The sequence below is a fragment of the Gillisia sp. JM1 genome (genome assembly GCF_000424645.1).
Classification (GTDB): domain Bacteria; phylum Bacteroidota; class Bacteroidia; order Flavobacteriales; family Flavobacteriaceae; genus Gillisia.
Window position 1 is genome coordinate 674,293 of record NZ_KE384219.1, and the last position, 13,840, is coordinate 688,132.

The following is a 13,840-nucleotide window of genomic DNA, read 5'->3' on the forward strand; positions in this document are numbered from 1 at the left end:
TAAAATTATTGAAAAATGATCACTATCACAAAATTTGAAAATCATTAACATTAGCATCACAAATTCAATTTAGCCAAGAATTCAAGTGTATCCATTAAAAGTCCTAAAAGTTAATTTTAATATATCAAAACCGAATATGCCTTTGCCCCAGCCCTAAAGGGTGATCATATTCTCAAAATTTGGAATAAATCTAAAATTTTTGTTCCCTTTAGCGTCGGGAAAACAAAAATTTGGCATTAAATCAAGAACCTCGGGGTAAGCCCGCCCGAACGGTACGGGCGGGCCCAAAAGGTATGTCCAGATTGCTCGGGAGGAAAATACTTTTAAAAATTCGAGGCATTTCGATAGGTATCGGGACGGAGAATTAAACATTCATTGAGGGATTAATGGTTAGAATATCCATTAGGATATAAAGCAGATATACATAAGAATTTCATTAATGGGTCGCCCAATATAAAAGTCTTTGCTATTTTTGAATAGAATTAATTTTTATGAAAAACCTTTTTTACGCAATCTTTTCCGGATTATTACTGGCTTTCGCCTGGCCCACATACGGTTTTCCTCTTTTGTTGTTTTTTGCTTTTGTACCGCTCTTATATCTTGAATATAAATTAAGAACAGCTAGCACAAAATTTTTAAAATTAAAGGTGTTAGGTTATAGCTACCTCACTTTCTTCCTCTGGAATTTGATCACTACGTATTGGTTGTATTTTTCCACTCCGTTTGGAGGTTCTTTCGCAATTTTGGTGAATTCCCTTTTGATGGCCTTGTTATTTTTACTCTATCATATAGTTGCCAAAAGAACCAATTTTAAAGCCTCCTCTGCCTTTCTGATCTGCTTGTGGATTGTGTTCGAAAGATTGCATTTAAATTGGGAGTTTTCATGGCCTTGGTTAAACTTAGGGAATGGATTTTCCAATTATATAAACTGGGTCCAATGGTATGAGTATACCGGAACTTTTGGGGGTACCTTATGGATCTGGCTTGTAAACATTGCTGTTTTTAAATTCCTTTTACTTTATAAGGAACATCGAAAAAAGGAAATTTTGATTCGGAGCACAATCAAGATCAGCTTAATGATTATTCTTCCTATCGCTTTATCCTATGTGATCCTTGCAAATTACACGGAAGGAACAGAAAAAATTGAAGTGGTAATCCTTCAGCCAAATATAAATCCATACACCGAAAAATATAATACTACAGATACTAGAATTGGAGAGTTACTTTTAAAACTAAGTGATTCTTTAGTTACAGAAAACACAGATCTATTGATTGCTCCAGAAACAGTGTTTGCAGATGGAACAGCATTATCTCAATTTCCACGTTCCGAAGCTATTTATTTCGGAAATCAACTGATCAAAAAACATCCAGATCTAAATTTTTTAAGTGGTATCTCAATGTTCGATAGATTCAATGACCCAAAGAAAGTTGGAAAACAAAGTAATTTTATTGGGCCCAAGGATTGGTATAACGATTACAATTCAGCATTCTTTATGAATTCTGAAAGTGAGCCAGACTTATATCACAAATCGAAATTGGTAGTTGGAGTAGAGAATTTTCCTTATCAAAACATTCTTAAACCGATTTTAGGAAATATAATGATAGACCTTGGCGGCACTGTTGCTATGAAAACCACGCAGGAAGATCGGGAAGTTTTTAATCTGAAAAATGCTGAAGCTACAGCACCTATTATTTGTTATGAATCTGTTTATGGGGAGTATGTAACCGGATATGTGAGAAACGGAGCTGATTTCCTTACAATAATAACAAATGATGCCTGGTGGGGTAATACGCAGGGGCATAAACAACACTTAAGCTACGCCAGCTTAAGAGCGGTGGAAACCAGACGATCTGTGGTTAGAAGCGCTAATACCGGTATTTCAGCCTTCATAAATGAAACAGGACAGGTAACCAAAAGCTTAGGCTATGCAAAACAAGGAAGTATTAAAAGTGAAATCACTGTTAATAATAAGCAAACCTTTTATGTGATATACGGCGATTATATTGCAAGGATCTCTCAATTTTTAGCATTATTTCTATTCTTATTTTCTGTAGTAAAATATAAGAGAAAAAGATAAACATCCCATCCCTTCATCCCATCCCCAACCCTTCCCGAAGGTAAGGGAGTCATTTAATTATACAAATTAGGATTTAAAGTCCTCCCCTTTGGGGAGGATTTAGGAGGGGATGCCTTCATCCCATCCCCGACCCTTCCCAAAGGGAAGGGAGTCATTTAATTATACAAATTAGGATTTAGAGTCCTCCCCTTTGGGGAGGATTTAGGAGGGGATGCCGTCTCCATCCACAAGCCTTCATCCCATCCCCAACCCTTCCCGAAGGAAAGGGAGTAATGAATCATCATACAAATTAAGATTTAAAGTCCTTGACTTCGGGAAGGGAGCAATGAAATCATACAAATATCGATTTAAAGTCCTCCCCTTCGGGGAGGATTTAGGAGGGGATTACTGCCCTCTATAAAACAGAATAGTACTGAAGGTTTTTAAAAGAATATTCAGATCCAGAAACAAGCCTCTATGTTTAATATAATAAAGGTCATATTGTAATTTCTCGAGACTATCAGTATAGCTTGAGCCATAATTGGCTTTTACCTGTGCCCAACCTGTTAAACCCGGTTTAATTATATGCCGTGTTTTATAAAAAGGGAGGGTTTTTGAAAGTTCATTTACAAAGACTGGCCTTTCCGGCCTGGGGCCAATGATACTCATATCTCCCTTTAAAACATTTAAGAACTGGGGAATTTCATCGAGTCTTGCTCTTCTCAAAAACTTTCCGAAGCTTGTAATTCTATTATCATTTTTTATTGCCCATTGTGGCCCATTGATCTCTGCATCTTTGGACATTGTTCTAAATTTCAATATTGCAAAACACTTCGCATTCTTACCAACCCTTTGTTGAGTATAAAAAAGATGTCCCTTATTTGCGAACAGATTAATTATAAAAACAAATGGGATAATTAATAGACATAAAGCCAGGCCAATTATAGAGATTAGGATATCGAAACCACGGAGAAAAGAGAGGTAAAATTTATTATGATTGCTTCGGCTAAAAAGGAAGAATTTATAAAAATCCTTACCAATATGCTGCACCGGTACGCGATACGTTAAATTCTCATAAACCTGTGTATAATCCTTAATAGGAAAACCTTCAATTAGTAAACTATTTAGATCCTTTAACAAGGAAGCTGTTACGGCCTTAGATTTCACTTTAGAGCTGGCTACTACTATTTCATTAATATGCTGCTCTTCAATAATAGATTTTAAATGTGTCGCCTCAAACTGTTGTAACTCTTCATAATCTAAATCATCTTCCTTCCTTCCAGTGTTTATATAACCTGTAATTACATAGTTAGGATCTGATTTCTGCAGGGCCTCTACCATCAGCTTAAGTTCAGCAACATCTCCAATTAACAATGCTTTTTTATTAAATCTCGGAGAAGATATAAGGGTGATATATGCAAATCTCCAAAGTAATAATGCACCTACCATAGACAAAAAGAAAAATAAAATCTGGAGTCTGTTTTCGGGGAGGCTAGGAGTAAAAAAAGGAGTTAACATAAAGAACAATACGGTAACAGATACTGTTAGAATTACATTTTTCAAAACAATCTCAAATTTACTTGCCTTCTGAAGATCGTACAACTCGAAGATCGTTGAAAAAAGCATTAAATAGCCGATTAAAACAACCGTCCATCCCCAGTAGTCTGCAGTAATGCTGAAATAATCGAATTTGAATACTACACTAACAATTGTTAATGTAAAAAGCACACAGAAAATATCCATTATTCGCAACAAAACTTTACGTTCTGAAATATCAAAATGAATTAAAGATTTCTGAGCCATATTCTTTAGGGGAGCTTAGGTTCGATTTGGTTTGAATTCAGTTTAAATATAAAAATTTTCAGCTTAGTAATTCCTTCCAATCTTCTTTAATCTTATGCCAATCAAAATTAAGCACTTTTTCTCGTGCTCTTCTGGTAATTTCCATAGTTTCGACTGGATTTTGCATTATCCACTCTACCCAAATAGAAACCTCTACAGGAGCATTTTTCTGAATAAGAAGCCCGTCTGTTTTATCATCAATTAAAAAAGGCATTCCTCCCACGTTCGTAGTAATTACTGGTAATCCGAGAGCCATTGCTTCTATAACACTTAGTGGGCTGTTATCTATATTAGAGGTGTTTAAGAAAATATCAAAATTTGAAGCGAGATAAGTCCAATCCTTTTTCTTGAGCTTTCCGGTAAATGTTACAGGAAGCTCTTTACTTGTAGCATATCTCTTGCAAGCTTCTAAACTCCCGTCCTTATCCGGTCCAACCATGCATAAGTCTGCAGAAGGGTATTTCTTTAAAATTAATTCTAAAGATTTTATAGCCATTAAAGGATTATAAATATCATCAAAAGCTCTTACCCATAAAAGTTTTGGCTGAAATTGATTACGCTCCTTAAAGTTATAATGCTTAAGAAATATTGGATTTGGAATATGTATTACTTTTTGATATCCCAGTTTTATCACTTCGTTTTTATAATAAACGGAAGGCGAAACTATATGATATGCATTCTCTAATAGTTTTTTTGTGGCGTAGGTGGAATTTTCGAATCTGTTTTTAAGATCTCCTCCATGAAGAATCGGTATATACTTCTTTCCAAAATATCTTGATAATCTGGCTATAATAATAGCATACCAAAAATTCTGAGTACTATAAACATCTATAAGAACAACTTTGAATTCGTTTGAATACTTTAAAAAAGTAAAGATCATATCTGCCAATCGCAGATATTTATTTTTCAATCCAGAAGCAGAATAAATATGAAAGCCTTCAGACTGTAATCCTCTGACAAGTGATTTATGAGATGTTGGATTTGCTTTGGGATCTGAAAGTTTATTACCTATATATAAAATAGATTCAGCCATTAATTGAGCAGTTCATTCCAGTTATCCTTCACCTTCTCCCAGTCGAAATTAGAAACTTTTTTACGGGCTTTTAAAGTCATTTGGGCAGTTCGTCCCTGATCTTCTAGTAAAGATTTAACCGCTAACACCATTGAGGCTTCATCTTTCCAAGGAACCAAAACTCCATTTTCCTGATGATCTATTAGATCTTTCATCCCGCCCACATCTGTTGATACGATAGCTAAACCTAAAGCCATTGCTTCAATCACACTTATGGGAGTATTATCTATATTGGTAGAATTCAAAAATATATCATATTCTTCAGACAGCTTTGCCCATTCTTTTTTCTTGAGCTTCCCGGTAAATATCACTTTTAGATCGTGCTTTTCTGCATAGTCTTTACATTTCTGAAGCGACCCATCTTTCTCAGGTCCTACCATACAAAGTTCTGCTAAAGGATACTCTTTCTTTAATTGCTCTAATACTTTTATAGACATCATGGGATTATATCTCCCTTGAAATCTTCTTACCCAAAGCATTTTTGGAGCAAAGGACTTCCTTTCCTTAAATGGAAATTTATCTAGTTCGATTGCATTTGGAATGATCTGTAAATTATCAAAGCCCGCACTATTAAAAATTCTATAAAGAAACTGTGAAGGCGCCACATTCATCTTTGCTTTTCCAAACAAAGCCTTACTAAAGTCTTTGGATTCTTCCAATCTGGTTGGCAAATTACCACCATGAAGTATTGGAATATATTCCAGATTATAAAGCTGACAAGCTTTAGCAACTAAATAAGCATAATAAAAATTCAAGGCTCCGTAAGTGTCTATAAGTACAATATCTGTAGACTTATGATGCTTAACTATCATCCCCAACATTTCAACCAAGCGCAATGCTTTATTGTTCTTGTTAGAAGCAGTCCTCACACAATAGCCTTCCTTTTTTAGCACTTTGCTAAAAAAAGAAATGTAGGTAGCAGTAAAGCTGTTAATAGCTAAGTCGTTTCCTATGTACAGGAGGTTTTTTCTCATCAACGATATATAATAAAGCCAAGCCATAAACAAAGGCCGGCATGGCAATTCTCATGGCGGAATGGTTTATGGTTAAAAACCAAAAAGCCATAAAAGCTAAGAAATAATAATTGTTTTTAAACTTGGTCCAAAACAGTATCGGGACAAATATAAGAATTAGTAAAGCAATTAAACCTAACAATCCATGTTCTGATAATAAACGACTTATTTCGTTGTGAGAAGCAATATCAATACCTAAGGTTTCTTCTCTATATTCATAACCTTTTCCAACTCCAATACCAGTTAATGGGAAATTATAGAAGGCATCCAATTCAGTAGTAACAAGTTCAATTCTTCCAGTTGTAATATCGTCTTTCAGCTGTCCAGCTGAGTCCCGGTTTTCATATCTATTTTCTATTAATCCAAAGGTCTTTATTGATGAATAAACCCAAATTAAAAGGATTGAACTTATAAGTAATATTATTTTATAATTAGTGTTCTTTTGTTCCCTCCTCTCTTGTTTATAATAATGAAGAATTATAAATACCGCTATACATACAAGGGCAGTAAAAACTCCACCTCTAGAAAATGTAATTACAGCTCTATATCCCATCAATCCCAATAATATAATGTCTATCATATTAATGAACTTATTCTTTATTGCAAATAAACGGGTAACTATCAGAAATGCGCCCATCCCCAGAACTGTAGAAATTTGATTGGGACCATAGCCACCAGTTGCAGCATAATTTCCAGACATATTAATAAGGCCTTCTTGTAAAGTGGGCGTATATAAATACAAATAAAACATGATTGATATTAGGGGCATCAGTAACATTAAAATCACTTTTTGGAAATCCTCTTTTTTTATTTTTTTGTAATAACAATATAACGCAGATACACCTAAACAAACGGGGCCACTCAAATTAAAAGCAATCGATTTTCTAAAATCTGCTTCAAGACTCATGGTTATTGATGCCACAATAATCCCGGGAACAAGAATTAAAAGATAGGTCCAGAAGGGAACTGTTTTAGAAGAGGTGCCTTTAAAAACCATCCCAATAATAAGAAAAACAATCACCATATATTTACCTGTCTCATAAAACACCATTCCTCCCGTCATTCTAAAAAACACCTCCGCACCGGCAATATAAGCTGCTCCCATTAGTGCTTCATTATTTCTGTTTTCATTCTGAATAGTTATAAAAAGAAAATAAGCTAAAACAGACAACATAAGCATTGTTGATAGTGGGCGATACATATAAATCAAATAAGCAAAACCAAAATGAAGCCCTAGCAGCTTCAAATATTCGATGTTTGAATTTGAATTCATATTATTCAATAGTTAATATTTTATTTCGATTCCGAATAGAATTGAATCAATTGGAGTATTATTTTAGCTTCTGAAAATTTATTAAATACTTCAAATTGATAATTATCAGAATGTAATTTAGCTAATTCTGGATCTTTGAAATATTCCAAAATTGAATTTGCAATTTGATGCGGATTATCAACTTCTACAATTTTACCATTACTGCCAATAATTTCGGAACATTGCCCAACATTCGTACAAATTACTGGTAAACCAGCCATACCATATTCCAAAAGAGCTAAAGGTAATCCTTCAGAACGAGAGGAAAGTATTCCTAAATTTCCTTGATGCAATAAAGGAATAATTTCTTGTTGCGTGCCATAGTAATAAATTTTATGTTGAACAGGTGAGATCTTTATTGCCTCGAAAATGGAATTTGAATAATTTGATAGTGGATCTTCCCCAATAAGATGCAAACTAATTTTTAAGGTGGGATCTAAAAGTTCAAATGCCTTTAATAAGTTTAAATGATCTTTTTGAGGCCTAAGATTAGCAACGCAAATGATTTTAAAATCTGTTAAATTCCCTTTCAGCTTTAGCTTAGAAGTTTTTGATCCCTGATCTTCAAGAATAAAATTCTTTATTTCTATAACATTTTTACATTTCAAATTCTGAACAGCCCAGTCTTTTAATATTTTATTAACCGAAATAATACCGGTAAAAAATCTAGAAAAAAAACTCAAAACAGGAAATTTTCTTTTTTCAAGAAATTCACTTTCTCCGTAATGGTCATGCCAGATCAGTTTGAACCTGCCTCCACTCAATTTAAGCAGTCCTGCCAGGAAATAAGAGGTACTGTGCGCGTGTACAATATCGATTTTGTTTTCTTTAATATATTTCCTTAGTTTTAATATAGCTTTGGGATCCAGACTTGATCTCCTATTCAAAAAAATATACCCAACTTCTGGTTTCAGCTGATTTATCAACATCCCCTCCTGCCTTGTACAACACAAATAGGAACCTTCAACATGAGGCAGCAAAGCATTGGCAATATTCACCGCCATCTTTTCGGCCCCGCCGGGGCGTAAGCTATCGATTAGTTGTAGTACTCTCATCCCACTCCCCCGCCTCTCCCAAAGGGAGATGAGCTTTTTATATTTATACTATTATCAGAACCCAAAACCTCCTTTATCGCTTCTTCAAACTTCTCCAACGTATACTCCTGACTCCACTTCTGCGCCGCCAAAGATTTATGTTTCATCTCCTCAGAATCGCCAATCAATTCTTTTATTTTATTCACAGTCTCCTCCATGCACAATTCAGCTTTTTGCTCCCCCTGTAAGTCCTGATAGCTATCGGGAGGGGGGATTAAAATTCCTCTTTTTCCATAATTCAGCATCCAAGGCACAGATGATACCGGTGTAGCAATCGGAATACACCCAAAAAACATAGCTTCAGCGACCGCTTTTGGCCAGCCTTCCGATTGAGATGCAAGGATTAAAAAATGTGAAGCTTTATAAACTTCTTTCAGTTCTTTAAGTTTTAGGTTTCCCATAAGCCTTACAAACGGTTCCAGATTATTTGTGGCTATATATTCCTGTAGCTCGTTTTTCATTAGCCCACTTCCATAGATCTCAAGTTTTACTGGAATACCCTTTGTCATCAAGGCTTCAATAATTTGTATTGCAAACAAAGGCCTTTTCCCTGCGGATAAATTACCCACGAATATAAATCTAAATGGAGAAGTAAAATTTTTGCGATAAATCCCCTTTTCAGTTTCAGAAAAAGAGGCCGTAAAAAAAGGTACAATATTTTTTGATTGCTCCGGCCAATCCCCATACACCAACACCTTTATATTCTTGCTTAAAAAAGTATTGCTTAAGATTCGCTTTTGAAGCCTATAACTCCAAGGTTGTTTGGAATTTGGATCCCAGTTCCCCGCATACTTGACTGTTTTTGGTTTGTTGGGAAAAAAAACTTGGAAAATAGAAGCTATTAAACCAATATTTCCTGGACAACGCAAATGAATATGATCCGCCCAAAGAAATGCTAAAAGCATTTTTCTAATAATAAAGGGTAATAACAACAATGACCTTATTGAAATAATTACTGATTTGGAATTTAGAAAAGGAATTTTATACAATTTCAAATTCTGATTTTCAAATGCTTTTGTAAATATTTCGTCTGGATAAGTCCCAGGGGATAGGATAGCGGCTTCTTCAACTTTTGAAAACCAGATATTCATCTCATTTACATAGGGTGCATAAGCAGAATATATATTTGATTTAAAAAGAGTAGGTGCGCTCGTGACTACTAAGAACTTCATTATATATAAAATTCAGAATTATTATCGCTTACTTTTGTTGCTGGCACTCCTAGCATAGTGCAATTATTTGGGACAGATTCAATTACTAAAGAATTTGCTCCAATCACTACGTTATCTCCAATAAAAATATCTCCAACAATTACAGCATTGGCGCCGATATAAACGTTATTTCCTATTCTAGGAACTCCTCTTTTAGGACCTCTACCGCTTACACCTATTGTTACTCCTTGAGAAATATTACAATTATTTCCTATTATAGCTTTAGAGTTTATAATGATCCCTCCAAAATGTCCAATATAAAAATCATTCCCTATTTGTGCAGAATATGGCAATGAGATTCCAGTTATAATCTCTATAAATTTATGAAATAGCAATCCAACCCCCAAGAATATATTTTTTAGCCATTTGGGTGTGCGGGAATTAAAAATTTTATTATTAATTCTATAAACAAAGATTGCCCATAAACCTTGTTGTGTTATTAATAAGTAGATGGAAGATTTTCCGCTATACCTTTTGTATTTTTTTAAATCTCCGGATAGTATATGGCACATAAATCATTCGAATTTTATCATATTAATTCTTTTTCTGCATCAACATAGTTAAATGCATACATTTAAACATATTAGCATCGGAGCTTTTAGACCTCTCCCAATCTTCTCGGTGCCATTTTTTAATAATTACAGCTTTCTTTTCTGCTGAAAACGGAAGGAAATTAATCATAAAAAACCATTTTGATTTTCCTAACATTGCCCTTCGATCTTTAATTTTAAATGCACTGTCAAATTGATAATAAACTTTCTTTGAAAATGGCCATTCCCAGTCTTTATCTGATTGAAATGGCCGATAAAGCGCTCTAATAATTTTAATCGGAATGCTTGTTTGAAGGGGGTCATTGCTAATTATAATTCCCCTTGAACTTAATTTATCATTCAATCTCGATATTAAGCCTTCTACATCTTTAAAATGATGCAATACCCCATAGGCATATATAAGGTCAAAGTTTTTTTCTGTAAATTCTTCAGAAAGAAAGTCAATGGCAAAAGCTTTGGAATTTGGAATATCCTTTATTCTCGTTCTCAAATAAGAAATTCCCTTTTCACTTAGATCTATCGCTATATATTTTTTTGAGTTTTGGGCTAAATGCATAGACAAGGAATTTCCTTCATAACATCCTAGGTCCAATACTTTTTTATTGGATAAGTCTCCACACCATTCCATATGAAGTTGATGAATCTGTTTTTCTACCCCTATATCTTTCCTCACTTTTCGAAGAATCCCGTTACGTAAGGCAAACCATGTTTTAGTAGCTAAATTCTTTTTTTTTGTTTCGTAGAATTCCTTTTGCTTGAGATTTATATCCTCAGGTTTTTTAACACTCATTTTTCCAGCTTTGGACTATTAATATATAAACTAAGCCACCCAACAATTCTACCTATACCTTCTGTTAAGGCTTCCATTTTATTTTTAGTAGTAAACACATTTCCCAAACGCACTAAAGTTAACAAAAATGCAATACTGTGCCATTTAAATTTAGCTTCAAAAGTTGGGTTGGGATATTTAACTCGCCATACATACCACCCGTTTCTAATCACCATTTTTCCATAAGTAAATTGATTTGGTCTTCCCCCTTTCTCATGATAATGATATAATTGGGCAGTGGTATTAACGTAAAGTTGACCCAATTTAGAAACGCGTAGACAAAAATCCATATCCTCATAAAGTCCGTAACCCTCAAAATAAGTGGAGAAATTTATTTTTTGAAACAATTCTTTCCTGTAAGATGCCACACCACCCATAAAGAATTCCACAAGATAGGTTTTGTGTGAGGGAGGTAAAAATCCTATGGACAAACCGTTAGAAAATACAGGCATAAATCCAGGGGGTTGATCACTTAACAAGCCTAATCTTTTTCGAAGCATATTCCGGCTTCCCAATTTTCGAATGTAACCATCTATTTTAAATTCGTCAAACAGTAAATCTGCTTCACCTGTCCATCTTTTCCATTGTACCTCATCTAGGATATAACCTCCCACCCCTAGCGCATTTGGAAAGAATTTATAGGATTCCATTATGTTTTCAAAATACTCTGGAGTTAAAACGATATCATCATCAAGAAAACATACAATTTCAGAAGTCTCAGCTACTTTATGGATGCCGTAATTACGTTGTTTTGTCAAGCCACGGAATTCTTCTCCTACTTTAAAATATTTTAGACCATAATAATTTTTTTTTTCTAATAAATTCTTACTGTTGTTATTTGGAGAGCTGTCTATTATTAGAATTTCATCAGGAACCAAATACTGTACTTGGATCGAATCCATTAAGTTGATCAAGGCATCAGGTCTCTGATAGGTGCATATAATTAAGCTAAACTTCATTTAACTCTTGTCTTAAGGATTTTATCAGGTCAATTTCCATGTTCAAACTCGAAGCATTTATAATCTCTAAATTGGCAAAAGGCCATTGCTTCAAATCTCTTCTATCTATAGATTGGTTTAACAAATTTTCAAAATAAATATCTCCCAAGTGATTATTATGAAAGTAATTCTTTAGGTTTATTTCCATATCAGGATTATGGTAAATTTTAGCCCAATTCATAGATTCAAACAGTCTATACCTCATCTTGATATTTCTATATTTCATCATTCTTGTAATAAAGTATTGATCTAGTTTAGATCTAATTCCCCAAACGCCAAATCTTATGATATCAGGGTAGTTTTGAGGTATATATGGGGCTTGGCTTGTTGGCACTGTAGCCAAGTTGTTTAATTCTTTAGATTGTTTAAATAGGGCTTTAATAAATCTGAAATTCAACCTTAAATTAGGGTGAATATTTGTTGCCATTCTTAGAGTTTGCATTGACATAGATGGACTAAATGCCATATTGTTATTATTACAAATTAAAATTTGTTTAGCTATCTGCATTCTATTGTGAGTATACCAGGTAAACAATTCATCATATAACTCTACATAAGGCAATTTATGACTTTCTACTCTTTCAAAAATTTCATTCATATCTGAAAGTAAAGAATTAAGGAGGTCAGTTTCACTAATGTCAAATTTAAATTGTGCAAGTCTATCTGTTGTGTACCATCTCGCGAAATTTTCTGATTTATTTTTTTTCCAATCTCTAAAGCTTTGATCAGTAGAATTTTCAAAAACATAATCCTGATTTAAAACATAGTGCTTCCAGAAATTGTCCTGTCTAAATTTCTTAGTTGAAAATTTTTCTATGGTACGACCGGTTAGGGCTGTTGTCAAATCCCCTAGCAAAAAAGGTGACTTTGAATCAAGTTTTTCATTTTCAAGAATTTCTAACCAAGAACATAAATATAAAGCTTCTGTTTGCTTGGTATATTTTCTCAATATATCCTCTTCGGGAAAATATAAATTAGACTGAGAATAATTTTGGAATTTTGCGCCTTTTATTTTAGCTAGCCTAGAAGCTATTCCGGTTTCATAATTTTTATCCTGCCCAAATGTAAGACAGTTTAAATCCTTCTCTTTTGAAATAGCAGCTAGTGTAATTCTACTATCTATCCCCCCACTCAATGCAATATTTACGTGTTTAGAACTATTTAGGGAATATTCGACCTCTTTCTTATATGCCTCCCAAAATCTCTTGGGCAGTTCTGCATCCTGATTTGGATTAGATATTTCTTGATAAAGGGAGTTGTCGTATTTTTTTGATATAATATTCCCGCTTTTATCAAATTTTAGACATTCCCCGGGAAGCAATCGTCTGCACTCTTTTAAAATTGTACGAGATCCAAAATTACAAAATTCGGGTCCTATACCTCTTTGAATAATCCCAGCTTCATCAAATTCACATTGAGAAACTGTACCTAATAAAATAATACTATTAGAAATATAATATTCCTGGCCTGTGGATAAGTAATATACGGGGTAAACACCTATGGGGTCATTACAAATTATTATTTCAAAGGATGCTTTATCAATAATTACTGACGAAAATGATCCTGTGATATTATTAGGTAGAGGCCAATTCTTAGAAATTTCGAAGATTGCACTTTCTTCCTGCCCTTTAATATTACTGACCTCCAGATCTAGATCTCTCAAGTATCCTTCCGTTACACTAACATGTGAATCAGTTTCCAGTATCTCATCTTGCTGATCTATTAAAAAATTAACTCGACCAAATTCGCTTAAGGTCAACCTAAATGGCAACTTCGAGATTGAGGCCTTATCCAGTGCGATATTTGTAAGTAAGAACCTCATTAATAATTTATAAGAATATGAATGTTAGAACAATTTAAA

General features: G+C 34.0%; 11 protein-coding genes. 1 reads left to right on the top strand and 10 read right to left on the bottom strand.

Annotation, left to right across the window (positions count from 1 at the left end; all coding sequences use genetic code 11):
- Nucleotides 1-491: 491 nt before the first annotated feature.
- The gene (gene lnt / locus H033_RS0117440; protein ID WP_026839445.1) at nucleotides 492-2,078 is read left to right on the top strand and encodes an apolipoprotein N-acyltransferase; all 1,587 of its coding nucleotides are present in this window, start codon (nucleotides 492-494) and stop codon (nucleotides 2,076-2,078) included.
- 384 nt (nucleotides 2,079-2,462) lie between these two features.
- Here the strand turns inward: lnt and H033_RS0117445 are convergent, their stop codons facing one another.
- From H033_RS0117445 to H033_RS0117490, 10 genes are read right to left on the bottom strand one after another with little or no spacing between them, the layout of a single operon-like run.
- Complete coding sequence (locus H033_RS0117445) at nucleotides 2,463-3,860, bottom strand: sugar transferase (protein ID WP_026839446.1); 1,398 nt, start codon at nucleotides 3,858-3,860, stop codon at nucleotides 2,463-2,465.
- A 58-nt stretch (nucleotides 3,861-3,918) separates the two neighbouring features.
- Nucleotides 3,919-4,932 (bottom strand): glycosyltransferase family 4 protein, encoded by a 1,014-nt coding sequence (locus tag H033_RS0117450; RefSeq protein ID WP_026839447.1) that lies wholly within the window; start codon nucleotides 4,930-4,932, stop codon nucleotides 3,919-3,921.
- The gene (locus H033_RS0117455; RefSeq protein WP_026839448.1) at nucleotides 4,932-5,945 is read right to left on the bottom strand and encodes a glycosyltransferase family 4 protein; all 1,014 of its coding nucleotides are present in this window, start codon (nucleotides 5,943-5,945) and stop codon (nucleotides 4,932-4,934) included. The genes H033_RS0117450 and H033_RS0117455 overlap by 1 nt, the downstream gene beginning before the upstream one ends.
- On the bottom strand, nucleotides 5,902-7,257 hold the full coding sequence (locus H033_RS0117460; RefSeq protein ID WP_034886443.1) for an O-antigen ligase family protein: 1,356 nt from the start codon (nucleotides 7,255-7,257) through the stop codon (nucleotides 5,902-5,904). The genes H033_RS0117455 and H033_RS0117460 overlap by 44 nt, the downstream gene beginning before the upstream one ends.
- A gap of 20 nt (nucleotides 7,258-7,277) precedes the next feature.
- The gene (locus H033_RS0117465) at nucleotides 7,278-8,351 is read right to left on the bottom strand and encodes a glycosyltransferase (protein ID WP_026839450.1); all 1,074 of its coding nucleotides are present in this window, start codon (nucleotides 8,349-8,351) and stop codon (nucleotides 7,278-7,280) included.
- Nucleotides 8,348-9,562 (bottom strand): glycosyltransferase family 4 protein, encoded by a 1,215-nt coding sequence (locus H033_RS20610; protein ID WP_081661898.1) that lies wholly within the window; start codon nucleotides 9,560-9,562, stop codon nucleotides 8,348-8,350. Before H033_RS20610 ends, H033_RS0117465 begins: the two co-directional genes overlap by 4 nt.
- The gene (locus H033_RS0117475; RefSeq protein WP_026839451.1) at nucleotides 9,562-10,113 is read right to left on the bottom strand and encodes a serine O-acetyltransferase; all 552 of its coding nucleotides are present in this window, start codon (nucleotides 10,111-10,113) and stop codon (nucleotides 9,562-9,564) included. Before H033_RS0117475 ends, H033_RS20610 begins: the two co-directional genes overlap by 1 nt.
- A 22-nt stretch (nucleotides 10,114-10,135) precedes the next feature.
- Entirely contained in the window at nucleotides 10,136-10,942 is an 807-nt protein-coding gene (locus H033_RS0117480; RefSeq protein WP_026839452.1) for a class I SAM-dependent methyltransferase, read from the bottom strand.
- Nucleotides 10,939-11,940 carry a glycosyltransferase family 2 protein gene (locus H033_RS0117485; protein ID WP_026839453.1) on the bottom strand — a complete coding sequence of 334 codons (1,002 nt, stop codon included), beginning with the start codon at nucleotides 11,938-11,940 and terminating at the stop codon, nucleotides 10,939-10,941. Before H033_RS0117485 ends, H033_RS0117480 begins: the two co-directional genes overlap by 4 nt.
- Entirely contained in the window at nucleotides 11,930-13,801 is a 1,872-nt protein-coding gene (locus H033_RS0117490) for a hypothetical protein (RefSeq protein WP_026839454.1), read from the bottom strand. Before H033_RS0117490 ends, H033_RS0117485 begins: the two co-directional genes overlap by 11 nt.
- Nucleotides 13,802-13,840: the final 39 nt, after the last annotated feature.